This window comes from Desulfovibrio intestinivivus (assembly GCF_053570665.1).
Window position 1 is genome coordinate 315,806 of record NZ_JBRBQT010000001.1, and the last position, 16,282, is coordinate 332,087.

General features: G+C 61.9%; 17 protein-coding genes. 9 read left to right on the forward strand and 8 right to left on the reverse strand.

Annotation, left to right across the window (positions count from 1 at the left end):
- Positions 1 to 263: 263 nt before the first annotated feature.
- The 9 genes from guaA to ACUZ9P_RS01380 all read left to right on the forward strand — a co-directional run bounded on the left by guaA (position 264) and on the right by ACUZ9P_RS01380 (position 7,470).
- On the forward strand, positions 264 to 1,799 hold the full coding sequence (gene guaA / locus ACUZ9P_RS01340) for a glutamine-hydrolyzing GMP synthase (protein WP_449248339.1): 1,536 nt from the start codon (positions 264 to 266) through the stop codon (positions 1,797 to 1,799).
- A 9-nt stretch (positions 1,800 to 1,808) separates the two neighbouring features.
- Positions 1,809 to 2,492 (forward strand): Sec-independent protein translocase protein TatB, encoded by a 684-nt coding sequence (gene tatB, locus ACUZ9P_RS01345; protein ID WP_449248340.1) that lies wholly within the window; start codon positions 1,809 to 1,811, stop codon positions 2,490 to 2,492.
- A 443-nt stretch (positions 2,493 to 2,935) separates the two neighbouring features.
- Complete coding sequence (tatC, locus tag ACUZ9P_RS01350) at positions 2,936 to 3,745, forward strand: twin-arginine translocase subunit TatC (protein WP_449250220.1); 810 nt, start codon at positions 2,936 to 2,938, stop codon at positions 3,743 to 3,745.
- On the forward strand, positions 3,742 to 4,341 hold the full coding sequence (locus ACUZ9P_RS01355; RefSeq protein WP_298992431.1) for an imidazoleglycerol-phosphate dehydratase: 600 nt from the start codon (positions 3,742 to 3,744) through the stop codon (positions 4,339 to 4,341). The genes tatC and ACUZ9P_RS01355 overlap by 4 nt, the downstream gene beginning before the upstream one ends.
- Positions 4,341 to 5,000 carry a hypothetical protein gene (locus ACUZ9P_RS01360; protein WP_449248341.1) on the forward strand — a complete coding sequence of 220 codons (660 nt, stop codon included), beginning with the start codon at positions 4,341 to 4,343 and terminating at the stop codon, positions 4,998 to 5,000. Before ACUZ9P_RS01355 ends, ACUZ9P_RS01360 begins: the two co-directional genes overlap by 1 nt.
- A complete protein-coding gene (gene hisA, locus ACUZ9P_RS01365; protein WP_449248342.1) occupies positions 4,997 to 5,728 on the forward strand; it encodes a 1-(5-phosphoribosyl)-5-[(5-phosphoribosylamino)methylideneamino]imidazole-4-carboxamide isomerase in 732 nt (243 codons plus the stop codon). The genes ACUZ9P_RS01360 and hisA overlap by 4 nt, the downstream gene beginning before the upstream one ends.
- A 363-nt stretch (positions 5,729 to 6,091) precedes the next feature.
- Complete coding sequence (locus tag ACUZ9P_RS01370; RefSeq protein ID WP_449248343.1) at positions 6,092 to 6,559, forward strand: DMT family transporter; 468 nt, start codon at positions 6,092 to 6,094, stop codon at positions 6,557 to 6,559.
- Complete coding sequence (locus ACUZ9P_RS01375; protein ID WP_298992537.1) at positions 6,559 to 6,897, forward strand: SMR family transporter; 339 nt, start codon at positions 6,559 to 6,561, stop codon at positions 6,895 to 6,897. Before ACUZ9P_RS01370 ends, ACUZ9P_RS01375 begins: the two co-directional genes overlap by 1 nt.
- 33 nt (positions 6,898 to 6,930) lie before the next feature.
- On the forward strand, positions 6,931 to 7,470 hold the full coding sequence (locus tag ACUZ9P_RS01380) for a hypothetical protein (RefSeq protein WP_298992415.1): 540 nt from the start codon (positions 6,931 to 6,933) through the stop codon (positions 7,468 to 7,470).
- 45 nt (positions 7,471 to 7,515) lie between these two features.
- On the opposite strand, the gene ACUZ9P_RS01385 is transcribed toward ACUZ9P_RS01380, so the two are convergent.
- The 8 genes from ACUZ9P_RS01385 to ACUZ9P_RS01420 form a co-directional block, all read right to left on the reverse strand.
- The gene (locus tag ACUZ9P_RS01385; protein ID WP_449248344.1) at positions 7,516 to 8,091 is read right to left on the reverse strand and encodes a histidine phosphatase family protein; all 576 of its coding nucleotides are present in this window, start codon (positions 8,089 to 8,091) and stop codon (positions 7,516 to 7,518) included.
- The gene (locus ACUZ9P_RS01390; RefSeq protein ID WP_449248345.1) at positions 8,088 to 9,335 is read right to left on the reverse strand and encodes a DVU_1551 family NTP transferase; all 1,248 of its coding nucleotides are present in this window, start codon (positions 9,333 to 9,335) and stop codon (positions 8,088 to 8,090) included. The genes ACUZ9P_RS01385 and ACUZ9P_RS01390 overlap by 4 nt, the downstream gene beginning before the upstream one ends.
- A gap of 88 nt (positions 9,336 to 9,423) precedes the next feature.
- A complete protein-coding gene (locus ACUZ9P_RS01395) occupies positions 9,424 to 10,548 on the reverse strand; it encodes a DVU_1553 family AMP-dependent CoA ligase (protein ID WP_449248346.1) in 1,125 nt (374 codons plus the stop codon).
- Positions 10,548 to 12,014: a radical SAM (seleno)protein TrsS gene (gene trsS / locus ACUZ9P_RS01400; RefSeq protein ID WP_449248347.1), complete on the reverse strand. Its 1,467-nt coding sequence runs from the start codon at positions 12,012 to 12,014 to the stop codon at positions 10,548 to 10,550. Before trsS ends, ACUZ9P_RS01395 begins: the two co-directional genes overlap by 1 nt.
- Positions 12,011 to 12,475, reverse strand: coding sequence for a DVU_1555 family C-GCAxxG-C-C protein (locus tag ACUZ9P_RS01405; RefSeq protein WP_022659532.1), 465 nt, complete (start codon positions 12,473 to 12,475; stop codon positions 12,011 to 12,013). The genes trsS and ACUZ9P_RS01405 overlap by 4 nt, the downstream gene beginning before the upstream one ends.
- Entirely contained in the window at positions 12,472 to 13,350 is an 879-nt protein-coding gene (gene trsM / locus ACUZ9P_RS01410; RefSeq protein ID WP_449248348.1) for a DVU_1556 family methyltransferase, read from the reverse strand. The genes ACUZ9P_RS01405 and trsM overlap by 4 nt, the downstream gene beginning before the upstream one ends.
- On the reverse strand, positions 13,347 to 13,562 hold the full coding sequence (locus tag ACUZ9P_RS01415; protein WP_022659530.1) for a DVU_1557 family redox protein: 216 nt from the start codon (positions 13,560 to 13,562) through the stop codon (positions 13,347 to 13,349). The genes trsM and ACUZ9P_RS01415 overlap by 4 nt, the downstream gene beginning before the upstream one ends.
- Positions 13,559 to 16,141 (reverse strand): pyridine nucleotide-disulfide oxidoreductase/dicluster-binding protein, encoded by a 2,583-nt coding sequence (locus ACUZ9P_RS01420; protein WP_449248349.1) that lies wholly within the window; start codon positions 16,139 to 16,141, stop codon positions 13,559 to 13,561. The genes ACUZ9P_RS01415 and ACUZ9P_RS01420 overlap by 4 nt, the downstream gene beginning before the upstream one ends.
- Between the last annotated feature and the right edge of the window lie 141 nt (positions 16,142 to 16,282).

A 16,282-nucleotide genomic window follows, 5' to 3' on the forward strand; every position in this document is an offset into this window, starting at 1 on the left:
GCCTGCTTTTCCGGCAACGTGCCGCTAAAGCACCAACCGGGAAAGCAGGCGCGTCTTGTTTGGCGGAGAACAAAAATCCCGCGGCAACACAAGCGGCAAACGCAGCGGCTCCCAAAGCCGTAGATAGCCCACAGGCCCCGGCATCACGACCATCGGGCAAAAGATCAGAAAAAGATCAGGCGAACGATCAGGAGCAAGATCAACCGGGCGCGCAGTAGCGGCGCACAGCAACAGGCCACGGCCAGCACCAGGCGAGGACACATATGCCCAGCAAAGTCATAATTATTGACTACGGCTCACAGGTTACCCAGCTCATCGCGCGCCGCGTGCGCGAAGCCGGGGTTTACTCCGAAATACATTCCTGCATCACCACCGCCGCCCAGGTGGCGGCAATGAAGCCTTCCGCCATCATCCTTTCCGGTGGCCCGGCCAGCGTGGGCGAAGCCGATGCTCCGGTTCTTGACCCCGGTTTTCTTGAGCTTGGCGTGCCGGTGCTCGGCATATGCTACGGCATGCAGCTGCTGGCCCAGAACCTTGGCGGCCAGCTTGCCCAGTCGCTCACGCGCGAATACGGCCCCTCCGACCTTACCCTCACCGCGCCCTGCGCGCTGTGGGAAGGCATCGAATCCACCAGCCGCGTGTGGATGAGCCACGGCGACAAGGTGCTTGCGCCGCCGCCAGGCTTTACCGTGACGGGCCGCACGCCTACCCTGGATGTGGCCGCCATGGCTGACGACTCCCGCAAAATCTACGCCGTGCAGTTCCACCCCGAAGTGCACCACAGCGTGGACGGCGAGCGCATGCTGCGCAACTTTCTGTTCAAGGTTGCGGGCATCAAGCCCGACTGGACCATGTCTTCATTTGTGGAGCGCGTGGTTGCCGAAATGGCCGAGCAGGTGGGCGACAGCCACGTGGTCTGCGCCCTTTCTGGCGGCATCGATTCCACCGTGGTGGCCGTGCTACTCAACAAGGCCATCGGCAAGCGCCTGCACTGCATCTTTGTGGATAACGGCCTGCTGCGCCTTGGCGAAGGTGATGAAGTGGTCAGCTATCTGCGCGAACACTTTGACCTCAACCTCGACTTCGTGCAGGCACAGGAACGTTTTCTTTCCAAGCTTGCGGGCGTGGATGATCCCGAAAAGAAGCGCAAGATCATCGGCCACACCTTTATTGAAATTTTCGACGAAGAATCCAAAAAACTGCCCCAGGTGGACTTTCTGGCGCAGGGCACCCTGTACCCTGACGTTATCGAGTCCATCTCGCACAAGGGTCCCAGCGCCGTTATCAAAAGCCACCACAACGTGGGCGGCCTGCCCGACACAATGAAGCTCAAGCTCATCGAGCCCCTGCGCGAACTCTTCAAGGACGAAGTACGCAAGGTTGCCGCAGAGCTTGGCATGCCCGACTCCATCGTGTGGCGGCATCCCTTCCCCGGCCCCGGCCTCGCCATCCGCGTGCTTGGCGAAATCACCGAAGAACGCCTCCAGATTCTGCGCCTGGCCGACAAGATCGTGCAGCAGGAACTGCGCGAATCCGGCTGGTACCGCAAGGTATGGCAGGGCTTTGCCGTGCTGCTGCCGCTCAAGACCGTTGGCGTTATGGGCGATGGCCGCACCTACGAGCATGTTATCGCCCTGCGCGTGGTTGACAGCGTGGACGCCATGACCGCTGACTGGGCGCGCCTGCCTGCGGAACTGATCGAGCGCATGTCGAGCCGCATCATCAACGAGGTCAAGGGCGTCAACCGCGTGGTGTACGACGTTTCTTCCAAGCCGCCGAGCACAATTGAGTGGGAGTAGGGGGGCAGCATGTTCGGGATAGGAAGCACTGAACTTCTGGTCATCCTTGTGGTGGCCCTCATTGTACTTGGCCCCAAAAGCCTTGCCAACGTGTCGCGCACGCTGGGCAAGGCCATGGGTGAGTTCCGCCGCGTTTCCACAGATTTTCAGCGCACGCTGAATGCAGAGGCTGAGGAAGAGGAACAGCGTAAGCGCAAGCAGGAAGCCGCCAGAGCGGCAAAAGAAGCTGCTGCCGCCGCCAAGGAAGCCCACGCCGCCGAAATGGCCGCCGCTGCCTCAGCGGCAAGCGAGGCCCAGCCTGCCGCAACTACAACGGCTCAGGCTGACAATATTCCTGCCTCAGAGGCGGTTATTGACGCCACGGCTACCCGACCTGTCGCCGATGCGGGGCAGAATGCCGCCACGGCAATGACCGAAGCGGCTCAGCCCGAAGCCCCACAGTCTACTGTCTCTGACGCTCCGGTTGTCGAAGCAGCCCACACCGCAGAGACCAAGCCCGAGGCCCAGCCTGTTGCGGGCACGGCAGCATCCGCAGAAGGGGCTGCCCCGGTTGCTCCGCCAGCTGGCAGCCCTCTGGCTGAAGCCCTTGCCAAAACAAAGGCAGAGGCAGAAGCCGCGGAAGCCAAGGTGGCCTCTGCCCCCTTGGGCGCGCCCCAAGCCGCCGCTACCCTTGACAATGGCGGCAAGGCATGAGTGCGGATAAACCCTTGAGCCCCGAGGTGGCCGCATCCCCGTCTGCCCCTGAGACCGCAGGGGAACATTCCGACCTCAACAAGACAAATGAAACCGCAGCGGAGCCGTCCATCCAGGGGGCGGCCCCTGCGGATACGCCTGTAGACGCGGCAGAAGCGTCTGCCGCTCCTACACCCGAAGCCCCTGCTGCATCGGGCGCAGAAACTGCGCCTGAACATGTAGCAGAGCCTTCGGGCGAACCCGCTGCAGCACCTGCGCCCGCAACGACACCGGAAGCAACGCCGGAAACTCAGGCTGACGGGCAGCCTCCTCTCCCCCCGGTTCCCCCGGCTGGAGCGGTGCAAAGCCCTGCCGCAGAGCCCGAAAATCTGCCCATCCAGAGCGAAAGCACGCCTCCTGCCACGCCGGAAGACAAGGAGGAAGAAGAGGCTGACGACAGGCCCATGGGCCTCATGGATCACCTCTCGGAGCTGCGCGGCCGTCTGGTTCGCTGCTGCCTCGCTGTCATGGTGGGCTTTATAGCCTGCTGGGCCGTGGTTGATCCCATTTTTGACGCCCTTGTGGCCCCCCTGCTGAGCGTTCTGCCTGACGGCTCGCACGCCATCTACACGACCCTGCCCGAAGGCTTTTTCACCCGCATGCATATTGCCTTTGTGGCTGGTGTGTTTGTGAGCAGCCCTGCGATTTTTTATCAGGTATGGGCCTTCATCGCTCCCGGTCTGTATGAAGAGGAAAAACGGAGCATCATTCCCGTTGCCGTCATGTCGGCCTTCTTCTTTATCAGCGGCGGAGCCTTCTGCTATTTTGTGGTCTTTCCCAACGCCTTTGCCTTCTTTATGAGCTACGCCACCGACACCATTGTGGCCATGCCCAAGATCAGCGATTACCTGAGTTTTGTACTCAAGCTCATTCTTGCCTTTGGCATTGTGTTTGAAATGCCCCTGTTTGCCTTCTTTCTGGCGCGTATGGGCATTATCACGGCGGAGCTTATGCGCCGCGTGCGGCGCTACGCCATCTTGGGCATCTTTATTGTGGCGGCCATTCTTTCGCCGCCCGATGTGGTTTCGCAGTTGCTCATGGCCGCGCCCATGCTTGTTCTCTATGAAGTGAGCATCTTTGTAGCGGCTGGCTTTGGTAAAAAAACTGCGAAGGAAGAAGACGAATCTGAAGAAAAGCCCGAAGGCGAAGACGGCGAAGCGGCCGATGCCAAGACAAAACCGGGCAAGGATGAAAACACCTCGGAGAAGCCATGAGCGACACCGCCCCCAGAACCTCCACGCAAGAACGCAAAAGCGCTGAAACCGACATCCGGCTTGAACTGAACGTTGACGGTCAGGGCATTACGGACGTGAAAACAGGTTTTGGCCTGCTCGACCATATGTTGACGCTGACAGCTTTTTGGGCTGGTATGGATTTGCGGCTGGTGTGCGAAGGCGACATGGAAGTGGACGCCCACCACACCACAGAAGATGTGGGGCTGCTGCTCGGCAAGGCACTGCTTGAAGCCCTTGGCGACAGGGCAGGCATTGCCCGCGTGGGCTATGGGCGTGTTCCCATGGACGAGGCCCTGGCAGAAGCCACTGTTGATATCTCGGGCCGCCCCTGGCTTGAGTGGCGAGGCGGCGAATTGCTGCCCCCGGTTCTGGCCGGGGAAGAAAAAGACCTCTGGCGGGAATTTTACAAGGCATTTGCAAGCAGCGCGCGCTGCAATCTGCATGTGGAGTTCCGCTATGGCCAGAACGGCCATCATCTGCTGGAATCGGCGGCCAAGGGGCTGGGGCTTGCCCTGGCCCAGGCAGTGCGCCGAAACGGCACAACCATCAGAAGCACAAAGGGAGGTCTTGATTGATGCAATCCCGACTTCGTATGCTGTTGCTGCCCGCGCTCTGCCTCATGCTGATCGCCTGCGCCTGCAGCCGCCGTCCCACAAGCACGGCGGACGTTCCCCGCGTTATTTCGCCTTCATATGTCATATCGGTTGCGCCCTTTACCCAGCCGATCAACGCAAGCCAGCTTATTACCGGGCGTATCCCTGAAGATCAGGGCCGCATTGCCGATGAACAGCTGCCCTCGCTTGACCGTCGGCTCCGCAATGTGCTCACCGCCGATTCCAAACGTCAGTTCAAGTATATTGACGCCGTTGATCTGTCCAAGGATCTTACGCGCTTCCACAGTTCCGAGCAGCCGCAGGCCCTGCCGCTCTGGATTGCCTATGGCAAAAAGCAGGGCGCGCAATTGCTGCTGGTGCCGCAGATTCTTGACTGGCACGAGCGCCAGGGTTCCACTGCCGGTGTTACCGAGCCAGCCCATGTGCGCGTTGAGTTTTTTCTCATCAACATTGCCAACGGCTCCATCATGTCGCGCTCTGTCTTTGAAGAAAGACAGGAAGGCCTTGTGGACAATCTGATGAACGTCGGCACGTTCTTCAAGCGGCGCGGCCAGTGGGTTACAGCCGAAGAACTGACCGAAGACGGTATGCGCAAAGCAGTAAAGGATATGGGTTTATGATTCTGTTTCCCGCCGTGGACATTCAGGACGGCAAGGCCGTGCGCCTCAAGCAGGGCCGCGCTCATGAAAGCACCGTCTTTGCCGAAGACCCCACAGACGCCGCCAAAGCCTGGGAAGCGCGAGGCGCTCAATGGCTACACGTGGTTGATCTGGACGGAGCCTTTGACGGCGCGGCCAAAAGCCGCGAGATCGTGCGCCGCATATGCACCGAGCTGTCTATTCCCGTGCAGCTTGGCGGCGGTATCCGCGACATGGAAACAGCCCAGGCCTATTTTGACGCGGGTGTTTCACGCCTGATTATCGGCACCCTGGCTCTGGAACAGCCCGAGCTTTTTGCCGAGATGTGCCGCGCCTTTCCTGGCCGCATTGGCGTTTCGCTGGATGCGGAAGGCGGCAAACTCAAGACACGTGGATGGGTTGCCGACACAGGCCTGACCGTTGACGGGGTTCTGCCCCGCCTGCTGGCCGATGGAGCTGCATTCATCATCTATACCGATATCGAACGCGATGGCATGCAGTGCGGCGTCAACGTGGCTGCGCTTGAGCATCTTTCGCGCCTTTCCACGGCGCCTGTCATCGCGGCGGGCGGCGTTGCAACGCTGGCGGATGTGCAGAAGCTCTACCCCCTCACCCGCACTACCAGCCTTGCTGGCGCTGTGAGCGGCAGGGCGCTGTACGAGGGTACCCTCAACCTTGAGGAAGCCAACGCCTGGATCGCCGCCCAATAAGCGGCACATAATTGCAGATTCAAGGCGGGCCGCATGGCCCGCCTTTTTTTATGCTGAACTTTCGCTCGCTTACGCCTTCTAGGCGCAATCATAGGGCGGATTGAATGATCCTGCATCAGTGAGTATCGGGAATAGTCAGCGCATACTGCAACCTTGACTCCCCCATCCCTCGGCCTTATGATCTATCCATGTTATGCTTCAACTCTGCTTTTATGCCTCTTTTACGCCCATGCGTTTCAGGCTTTCCTGAAGAACGCTACTGGCGTTCGCTGCTCTAGCATCTCTCGCTACTTCCTCTGGTCATAGCCATTGTTGTCCTTCAATGCTGAAGGATTGTCTTTCTATTTTCCGCGAGAGATTTTTATGCTTAGATCAAAACCGTACCATTGGTGCTGCCTTCTTGCCTCCGTATTTCTGGAGGTGGGCGGAACACTTGTCATGAAGCTGGCGCAGGGCTGGGCTTTTCCTCACGCACACGTTTTGGGGCTGGTTGTCATGTGGCTGGCCATCGCCATGTCCTACTTTTTTTTGTCCAAGGCCGTTACGGGCATCCCCGTCGGCGTGACCTTTGCCTTCTGGGAAGGGTTGGGCCTGACCTGCATCACCCTGGGCAGCGTGCTTTTCCTGAACGAAGCCCTGACCTTGCGCCGCGCGTTGGGCCTGGCCTGCGTGCTGTCTGGCGCTTTACTGGTCAATTACGGGACCGGGCACGGAACTCCCAAACCCATCCGGGAGGAATCCCCCACGGCCAGCGGCAAGGCTGAAACCCGCAAGCCACGCGCAGAAGGGCCTGCCCTGAACAACGGCCTTGCCGCAGGAGGGAACAGATGATGGATATTTCAAGCCTGTTCCAGAACGCCGCATTGCCGCTGGTTTTGCTGGCCGCCGCGCTGGACGTGACCGCCAACATGCTGCTGGTGCGCTCCGACAGCTTCCGCCGCCGCGCCGTGGGCCTGCTGGCCCTTGCGCTGGTGGGGCTGGCTTTCTATTGCCTTTCACTGGCAGTTCATCATATGGATTTGGCCGTGGCTTACGCCATGTGGGGCGGTTTTGGCGTGCTTGGCACATCCGTGGGCGGATGGCTGTTGCTGCGCCAAAAGCTCTACCCCTGCGCATTTGCAGGCATTGCCCTGCTTGTCTGCGGCATGGTGCTGCTGCACACAAGCTGATGTAGGGCCGGATAGCTGCTTTCAGGAGAACGTATGAGCAAAGGTTTTTGGGACTACCTGTCGCACTGGCAGAAGGTCTTTCCCCGCCGCCGAGCCGTCAACTGGCGTGAAGGCTGGCTGCAAAACGGCTATTGCCGCGATTGCCGCTATTGCTGCGGGCCGCAGGATTCCAACGAGCTTTTTCCCATGGGCCTGCTGCCCGAGCAGTTGCGCCCCGGTCTTGCCAACGACTTTTATCTGCTCAACAAGGATACGGCCTTTATGGACGGGCGGGGTTGCCGCTCGTGCACAAATCAGGGTTGCCGCCTGCCCCGGCCAGAACGGCCTGTGGCCTGCGGGCTTTTTCCTTTTGTGCTGAACGCGGGAGAGATGTACCTTTATCAGATTTGCCCGGCGTCGCTCTTTACGCCCCAGGCGCGCATGGCGGAACTGGGACGCGAAGCGGCGGACTGGCTGGCAAAATTCAGCCAGCACGAGCAGGAGCATATCGCCCTGAATCTGCCCGCAGAGGTGCTCACAGACCGTTACATCAAGCTGCACATCCGTGTGTACAACCCCACGGCCTGGATCTGAGGCAAGGGGGAGTGCTGCCAGCGCGTACTGGTTGCGGCTAGCAGACTACCATTCCGGCACAAAGGCGCGGCACCCGTAGTATTGGGGTATGCGCAGCACATCCTTGAGCGGCAGGGCAAGGTAGTGGGCCAGCAAGCTGCCCAGAATACCCGCATGCGAAACCATGAGCAGGGTTGCACCGGGGTAAAACCTCCTCCAGCGCGCCACAGCCGCCAGAGCGCGGCGCTGGGCCTGCATGAAGCTTTCGCCATGCGGGGGGCAAAAGTGCGCCATATCCTGCCCGCGCGCTGCATGCGCTCCGGGCCATGCGAGCTCAATTTCCGCCTTGGTCATTCCCTGCCAGAGGCCAAGGTCAATCTCGCGCAGACCGGGCTCCACATGCAGGGGAGGCCGCCCCTGCGGCACTGCCTCCATCAGGATGGCGGCAGTCTCCCGGCAGCGGTCAAGATCCGAGCAGATGACCGCGCCAAGCGCGCCCTGCACCGCTGGCATGAACTGCCGCGCCAAGAGGCGTATCTGCTCCCGGCCCGCAGAGCTTAAGGGAATATTCCGCGCGCCGACCATGCGCCGCTCTGGATTGGGCGGCAACATGCCGTGCCGCACCAGCCAGATGCCGCTCATGCAACCTCACGCCGGGCGGCATTGCCGCGCGCAGCATTGCAATTACGCACAAGGGCGCGTTCCGCCACCAGGGCTGGTTCTTTGCCTATTTCGCGGGCAATGCGCTCTTCCAGCGCCTTGACGCGACCAAGCCGCCCCTGGATGGCCTCGCAGGCCGGGGCATCCTGAGCGTAAGCCTCCATTTTGAGGCCAAAACGCCGCTGCACGGGCACAAAGTTGCCGCCGTAGCAATATTTGTCCGCCAGATAGACCAATTCGCGCTCTGTGACCGGCTCGTCCTCCGGCAAGGACAGATCTCGGTGATCCTGCACCAGACGCGCCATCTCCGGCAATTCCAGCCGCCGCAAAAATTCCCCAGCAGCCGCCTCATGCCTGGGCTGGCCTTTGCAGATATCATGCAGCAACCCGCCAGACAGCGCCAGGCGGGGATCCACCCCGGCATCATAGCCTGCGGCCTCACGCGCATGCGCCAGAGCCTCGGCCAGGCAGCAGGCCACAGCCCCCACTGCCCGCGCGTGACGCAAGCCTTTTTCCGGCACATTGCACGTGTGCAGCAGGCATTCTGCCTCCACAGGCGAGAGTGTATGCCGCTCACTGGCCAGCACTCGCAGGCGCGCATAGTCATCAGGGGTGTCCATATCTTCCAGAATCAGGGCGTCAGCCACAGGTACATGCCGCAAGGGCGCGCCTTCCAGCGCCCCGCGCAGCCCGTTTTGCCCATGGTGCGCCAGAATATGCGGGGCCAAAGTCATGGGAATCAGGGGGGGATGCCCCTCCTGGCCGTCAAATGTCGGCACAAGCACCGGCATGGGCGCGGCCTTGCCGCTCACAGCCAGTGCTGCCGCTTGGTTGGCCTCTTCCTGCCCGACGGCGTCGAGCAAAGCCCTGATGGTCAGGGGCCGCACCAGCGGAACATCCACAGGCTGCACAAAAAACTGTCCCTCAAAACCGCCCTTCACCAGGGCCTCCACACCAGTCTGCACTGATGAAAACATGCCCCGCTGCGGGTCGGGATTCCGCACTGCGGTCAGCCCCTGCGCCAGTGCCTCTGCTTCCACAACTTCGGCGTGGAAGCCGCTGACGATCACCACATTTTCCACACCAAGGGAACGGTACAGACTGACCAGCCCCCTCAGGGCGGAGCAGCGCCCGCCTTCGGGCAGCGAGGGCAGGGAAAGCAGGGCCTTGGCTGCGCCCATGCGCGAGGCCATGCCTGCTGCAAGAATCAGAACGGCTGGTTTCATGTGCTTTCTTCTTCGCGTTTCTGCGCTGAAAACAATCAAAGTATGGAGCAGATACAATAAGCCCCATTGCCGAGCATGGCATCAGACGCTAAAGACCCCGCCCCTTGGCGGGACGCACGATGCGCGGCGGCTGCCCGTTTTTGCGTTCAATGCGGCCACGCACAGGGCCAAGCCTGCGCAAAGGGCTGCCGCAGGTGCAAGGGGCTGGCAGCAGACAAGCCACATCACAAGTTCGGTATCGCACCAAGGGCATTGCCTGCCGTTGGAGCGTGGTAATGACAACCTCGCCCTCTTCACCTGGGGCCAATACTTTACGCCCTGAAATATCTACTATTTCTATCAGAACGTCCAGTTCCCGCACATGAAAGCCCTGGTGGGCGGGGCATTCCACCGCGCAACCGTAGGCTGTTTCAGTAAGGCCGTAGTGATCCAGAATCTCGCATTGCCACGCCCGGCGCAGAGCCTGCCCAAGCGCATCGTCCAGCGGCTCGGCGCTGGTGAGTATACCCTCAAGCCCCTGCGGCCCCCGGTGGGGAAAGTGCTTCAGCAAAAGGGCGAGTTGCGCGGGCGCGGCCACAAGGCAATGGGGCTTTGCCTGCTCCAGCCACAGGGCAAGGGCTTTGCCCGGCTCCGCGCAAGAGTCTGTATCTGCCGCTGGAACCGCGTGAACTTCCGGCGGTGGGGCCAGCACATCCACACACGCCGCGCTCAAAGCCTGCCGCAGCAGGTCGGCCACGCCGTCAGGCCGCTCCGCACCGGGCAACAGCACTGCCAGCCGCTGCCCCGCGCCCACAAGCTGGCTCATGCCCACGGCAAAAAAATCGCGCGTGCGGGCCAAGTCCGCATCAGTAAAGGCAAGCCGCTTGGGTTGCCCCGTGGTGCCTGACGTGTGCAGCGTGACCATACGCTGCACATCCCCCTGAGAAACGCACAAAAAATCACCCCAGTGGCGCAGGTCTTCCGCAGTGGTGAAGGGCAGGCGCTCCAGATCATCCACACTGGTTATATCCAGATCGCACTCCCGCAAATGCCTGGCATAAAACGCCCCACGCAATGCCTGCCGCAAGGTGCTGCGCAGCAAGGCCGTTTGCGCAATCGCCAGCCTGCCGGGCAGCTCCCCGGAACTGCGCGCCCCACACTGACGGGCCAGCCAGAGATCAAGCGAGCAGGAGCCGAAACCTGTTCTGGAAGGATGATTTACGTCATCTGACACTATGCGTCACCATACAGGCGCGTGCCGTCGCTGGCAGTGAGGTTGTGCAGGCAGAACGGAATCATGCGCCCGTCAGGCCGCACCACATGGATGCAGCAGCCGCGCACGCGGTCAAGGTCGAGGCTCAGGGCATCCTGAAAAGCCATGGCCGAAAGCGTGAAGCGCTGCTCTGCCCCGGCCTGGGCAAGAAACCGGCTGAAGCCATCCGCATTGGCATTGTTGCCTGCGTTGCCTGAGTCAGGGCCAGATGCGCCCCCACAGGCGCAGGCAGATTCCCCGCCGCTGTCGCCCTTCCAGTGCAGGGCCACAAACTGCTTGGCCTTACGCGCCCCGTCCTCAGCGGGCGGAGGCACTTCCGCGCCAGCGGCCCTCGGTGCTGGCGAGCAACACGACTGCCCCGCATCGGCCAGCCATTCCAGCGAAGGTGCGCCGTTTTTCTGCACCCGCCGGTATACTGCACTGAAGGAACACAGCTCGTTCTCACATCCCGGCGGGTGCAGGTGACTGGGGCTGACCATTTCCGGCGCCTGCCGGGCAAGCGCGCCCATCACTTCGGGCAGGGTCAGGCGCGGGGCTTCCTCCAAACTCCAGGGGTAGCGCCCAAAAAAGGCGGCTGGTTGCATGTGCAGACCCCGCACCGCGGGGCCAAGTTCCAGCGCCATGCGCAGCAGATCGCCCAGTTCACCATCGTTGACGCCGCGCACAACGGTTGCCACCAGCACCACGCCAAGCCCGGCCTCTGCGCAGTTGCGCACGGCGCGGCGCTTGAAATCGAGGCATTCCCTGCCCCGCAGGCTTGTAAAGCTGCTTTCGCGCACGCCGTCCCATTGCAGGTAGACGGAATCAAGCCCGGCCTCGCGCAGCGCACGGGCATAACCCTGCTCGCGCGACAAGCGCAGCCCGTTGGTATTGATCTGCACCAGCCCAAAGCCGCGTTGCCGCGCAAGCGTGATGATCTGTGGCAGGTCATGGCGCATGGTCGGCTCTCCGCCGGATATCTGCACATTGCAGGGGCCGGACGCGCCCTTGAGGGTATCCATCTGCGCGGCAATCACGCTCAGCGGCACGTCTCCCGCCTCTTCAAAATTTTGATTCGATATGGAACCAGCAGATGCATAGCACACAGGGCAGGCCATGTCGCAACGCATGGTCACCTCAAACAGGCCTGTGCAGGTATGCTGGGCGTGGGCAGGGCAAAGGCCGCAGTCAAAGGGGCAGCCATCGCGGATGGGCGTGCGCGGATTGGCCGGGTAGGAGGGGCTTTTGGGCCGTGACCATGCTGTAAAGGGCGGCGTGGCAACTGCACCGGGCTTGGCCTCCCGCCATACGGGGACACTGAACGTGCCGTGATCCGGGCAGGTTTTGCGCAGTACGACAGTGAGTGCATCCTTGACCGATCTCTCATAGGTGGCCTCTACCCGGCGTAGGCACACGGGGCAAAGACTCTGAGTGCGGCGTAAGGTCATGCCTTTTCCGTCAGATCCAGCTCGTAACTCTGAACCAGTTCCATGATTTTTCCCCAGCATTCCGCCAGCAAGTCGCCGCAGGCCACAGGATTTGGCTGCTCGCCCGCAGCGCCGGAAGTCGCGCCAAGCCCAGCCGCAATCTGCCCGCAGCGCTGACCGCCGTAAGCTTCCGTGCGGTCATAAAACCATGTGGCGTAATCATTGAGCAGAGGCGTGAGCATGGGATGCGGAATTTCATCTTCCGCTCCTTTACCCGCAACCAGAGCCAGGGCGCAGGCCCCGCCGGTCAAGAGACCACAGGGACCGTCCGATTGACCGATGCCGTGGCACAGCCCCTGCGCGGCGCGCACCACGCCGGGATTCTGCCTGTCCTGAGCCTGCAACATGAGCAGGAGCAGCAGCTGGCTGCAACAATAGCCCTGATGCACCAGGGGCAGCAATTCCATCATCATGGGATTCATAGCGTCTCCTTTCGGGCAATCCAAAGACCGTATCCATAGGCTCGCCAAGCTTTGCCGGGAGCTGCGCCCCCGCACGCGCAACCATTGCTGCCGTGATTCGCCGCGGGCCGGGTTGCGTCATCACCGTACCAGATCATGCGGGCGGCCAGCTCCACCAAAGCGCGGCTGTTGTCTTCATAGTGCAGCAAGTGCAGGCCCGCCGCTTCCACAAGCCCGCGCCACACTGATTCAGGCCGCGCACCCGCAAGGCACGATGAACCCGGCGCAGCGTATTCCACCGGAAGGGCCTGAGCCGTCTCTGATTTCAGCGGGCTGGATTGGGGCGAGCTTGACTGCAATCCGCTTGCGTACCCGGAACAGGAACAACCGGAGCGGGAAGGGCCTGTACCAGAGCAGCCAGAGCTGACAGGGCGTTCATAGCCTGGCCGCAGCATGAGGTCGCTGACCACCATCGCCCCGCCGGGGCGCAGGGCGCGGCAGGCGGCGCGCAAAGCCGCAAGAGGATTGCACAACAAGGAAAGAACGCACTCGCAAACTATGCAGTCGCAGGAATCCGCAGCCAGCGGCGGGCGCTCAAGGTCGGCCCGCACAAGGCGGCAATCATCACTATGTGGCGCGTTGACTGAGGGGCTGGCACCGTCAGAAAATCCGGCCTCGGCGTATTTGTCCAGCCCCACGGCGCGGTAGCCCATCTGCGTGAGCAGGCGCAATGTCGCCCCTGCCCCGCTGCCAAGGTCAAGAACCAGCCCGCCGGGCGCAAGCAGGCCCCCAGAAGCGCACCACGCAAGGGCGCGGCGCGTCAGTTCCACGCCGCCGGGACGCCATGCGTCTCCAGCTGCGCGGCGAAAGTCGGGCCTTTCCCACAGTGCGTTCATTTATCTTCCAGCAGTGCTTCCACCTCAAGCATCTTGCCTTCGGCCAAAGATTTGGGCACCTGCGTCAGCCCGCACTTGGGGCAGCGCGGCAAAAACACGTCAAAGGCGCTGTTGAGATAAAAAACCGGAACCTTCACCTGCTCAAGGGCAACGTGGCAACGCCCGCACACCCACTGGCCGCCGTCCGGCCCGTAGTTTGGCCCCATGCTCATGACTGTTCACCTCTCTGCCCGCTATTTTGCGCACCCGACATGTTGGGGCGCTGCCCATCGGTGCAGCACTGGTGGCTGTTGATAACATCCGCAGCTTCCTGACCGCCGGAACCCGGCACCACCATACGGTGGCACCACGCATCGTGCAGGACAAAGGCCCCGCCCTGCGCTTCGTATTCCACCCAGAAAGTCACCTTTCTGGGCCGCCACGAACCAAGACGATGCCCGTCATCCAGATTTTCAAACCAGTGGCCGCTGGCCTCGGCCCCCACAACGGCCCCTTCCACGTCTGAGAGCAGAATATGCCGCTCTTCCAGCCGCGCCAGCACTTCCTCCGTCACCAGCACCCTGCCCTTTCCCGCCTGCTCGGGCGTGTTTGCAAGCAGGGCCTGCTGCCCAACGGCGCTGCCGTATTTCTCCAGCAGTTTGCGGCGCAAGGCAGCCCTGTTGGCGCGGCGCGCCGAAAGGCCGGGGCCTTGGGCCGCGCCGGACTGCGCCATGGTTGACGCTGGCAGCAGCAGATCAAGCAGATGCCAGCATTCCTTGCCGCTGGCCGCCATGCGGTCACGGCACATGATGCACGAGGCAAGGCCGGGGTGCTCAAGCTGGGCGGCCCGGTGATCGCTCATGGCGCGGGCGGTTTCCGGCTGGGCGCACCACACAAGACCGCCGTAGCCGCAACAGGCTGTGGAAGCGCCGGAAAGGCGCGGTTCTTCAATTTTTGCCCCGCATTTGCCTGCCAGACTGCGCACAGCGGCAAGCCATGCCGCATCGTGCCGGGCGGTACAGGGATCCTGAATGGAAAAAACCGAGGGCAGGGAATTACCTGCCGAAGGAGCCTCAAACGGCAAGCCGTCCAGCACTTCCCACACGGAAACGGTCTGCGCTTCCGGCAGGGCTTCCCTCAAGGCCGTAAGGCAGGAAGAACAGGCCGCCATGATGCGCGGCTTGCCCAGACCCTCCCAGGCCTTGCGCAGTTTGTCCGTATGTTCCCTGAACAGGGCCGTTCTTCCGGCCCAGCGCGCCGGGATGCCGCAGCAGGAAAGCATGATGCCCACGCCGGACTTCAGACCGCTGCCAAGTTTTTCGCGCAACAGATCATAAAGCGCCGCCGTTTGTTCCACGCGCGCCGCAGCCAACTGACAGCCGGGAAAAAACAGCCACGGCTCGCCTGCACCCAGATTCGCGCCAGCGTCCTGGGATTCTGCGGCTGGCAACAAGGGCGGCAGCACAAGGGCGCATTCCGGCCCGGAGGCGCTTTCCATATCCTCAAGCGCAAATTCGTGGGCCGTCGGCGGCATAAAGCCGCGTTCCACCATGTCTTCCCGTGCGGAGAGGCACAGTTCGGCCATGGAAAAATTCTCCGGGCACAGTTCCTCGCACTGACCGCACAGGGCGCAGCCGTTGATGAGGGTATTGGCCGTGTGCAGCCCCTTGACGATGGACGCGTTGTTATTGACCTGACGCGCGTAGAGGCGCGGATAGCCCTTGTATTTCTGCAAGTACACGCATTCGCGCACGCAGATCATGCACTGGCATTGCAGGCAACGCTCCGCCTCGCGCGCGGATTCCTCCGCCGAATAGAGAGGCTCGCCGCAAGCTGCCTGCGCGGCAGGTTCCACACGCGGCACGGGGCTTATGCCCGTCACATCGGTGTGCAGCGGACCCTGAAATTTGTCCCGCGCGGCTGTGAGTGAAACGCCGCTGGTCACACGCTCCATAGTCTGCGCCGCATGCCGCCCCTGCCCCGCCTGACGCGAAGGTGAGGCGAAAGTGTGGCCTGTGGGGGTGCGGCTGCGCCAGCCAGCGCAGCAGATATTGTCCCGCCAGAGCAGGGTTTCCGCATCCACCTGCGCTTCATCTGGTACAAGGTCGGGTGCAAGCTGCTGCAGGGCATCGGCGTCCACCAGCACGGCGTCGTACTCAGCCGCCAGCTTTTCCAGCAGCGCGGCATCAAGCGTTGCCTGCGTAAAACTGACCTTCTGGCGGCCAAGAGCTTCCATGTCTTCTGCCAAAAAATTCTTGGCAATGTCCGCCGCCTTGTCTGCCGTATTGTCTGCCGCCAGTGCGGGATGCGCTTTGAGCAAAAATTCGCCCGGCGCTCCCGAGTGAAAGACTGCAACAGGATAGGCCTTGCGCGACAGATCCCAGGCTGCCGCAAGCGCGGCAAGCCCGGCCCCCATCACAGCCATACGGTATTTTTTTGGCGGCAAGGGCAACATACGGCTCTGCGCGCCCACAGCAAGCATGCACGAGAGTTCAAGCCCATGCATGGCGAGGCTGCCGCCCAGATCCTGCCGCAGACAGGCGTTTTCACAGGGGTGATCGCAAATGCGGGCAATAATGCCGGGCAGGGGCAAGTGCCGCTCAAGCACCTTGCGGGCCTCGCCCTGCTTGCCTTCAGCCATGCGGGCCATGAAGGCGCGCACATCCAGATCAAAGGGACAGGCCACCCGACAACGGGGCGGGCTTTCCTGTGTACAGTGCGACTCTATTTCGTGCAGACGTTGTTGATCCATCATGGCGATTGTTCTCGCTGGCTTGGTGCAGACAGGCGCTGCGGCAAGGGCAGGCGGCACGGATTGCCGCCGAAAATACAAACAGGGCTTTCAGAGATACCCCCGAAAGCCCCGCTGCAAAAAACATTGCACACCGTAAAGGCGCTCATGGCCCGGCGCGCGGTAAACCTGACGAATAAACATGGGGCTGGGATATGGGGA

Coding starts and splice junctions, on each gene's coding strand:
- guaA (WP_449248339.1), top strand. CDS start 264: ATGCCCAGCAAAGTCATAATTATTGACTACGGCTCACAGGTTACCCAG.
- tatB (WP_449248340.1), top strand. CDS start 1,809: ATGTTCGGGATAGGAAGCACTGAACTTCTGGTCATCCTTGTGGTGGCC.
- tatC (WP_449250220.1), top strand. CDS start 2,936: ATGGGCCTCATGGATCACCTCTCGGAGCTGCGCGGCCGTCTGGTTCGC.
- ACUZ9P_RS01355 (WP_298992431.1), top strand. CDS start 3,742: ATGAGCGACACCGCCCCCAGAACCTCCACGCAAGAACGCAAAAGCGCT.
- ACUZ9P_RS01360 (WP_449248341.1), top strand. CDS start 4,341: ATGCAATCCCGACTTCGTATGCTGTTGCTGCCCGCGCTCTGCCTCATG.
- hisA (WP_449248342.1), top strand. CDS start 4,997: ATGATTCTGTTTCCCGCCGTGGACATTCAGGACGGCAAGGCCGTGCGC.
- ACUZ9P_RS01370 (WP_449248343.1), top strand. CDS start 6,092: ATGCTTAGATCAAAACCGTACCATTGGTGCTGCCTTCTTGCCTCCGTA.
- ACUZ9P_RS01375 (WP_298992537.1), top strand. CDS start 6,559: ATGGATATTTCAAGCCTGTTCCAGAACGCCGCATTGCCGCTGGTTTTG.
- ACUZ9P_RS01380 (WP_298992415.1), top strand. CDS start 6,931: ATGAGCAAAGGTTTTTGGGACTACCTGTCGCACTGGCAGAAGGTCTTT.
- ACUZ9P_RS01385 (WP_449248344.1), bottom strand. CDS start 8,091: ATGAGCGGCATCTGGCTGGTGCGGCACGGCATGTTGCCGCCCAATCCA.
- ACUZ9P_RS01390 (WP_449248345.1), bottom strand. CDS start 9,335: ATGAAACCAGCCGTTCTGATTCTTGCAGCAGGCATGGCCTCGCGCATG.
- trsS (WP_449248347.1), bottom strand. CDS start 12,014: ATGACCTTACGCCGCACTCAGAGTCTTTGCCCCGTGTGCCTACGCCGG.
- ACUZ9P_RS01405 (WP_022659532.1), bottom strand. CDS start 12,475: ATGAATCCCATGATGATGGAATTGCTGCCCCTGGTGCATCAGGGCTAT.
- trsM (WP_449248348.1), bottom strand. CDS start 13,350: ATGAACGCACTGTGGGAAAGGCCCGACTTTCGCCGCGCAGCTGGAGAC.
- ACUZ9P_RS01415 (WP_022659530.1), bottom strand. CDS start 13,562: ATGAGCATGGGGCCAAACTACGGGCCGGACGGCGGCCAGTGGGTGTGC.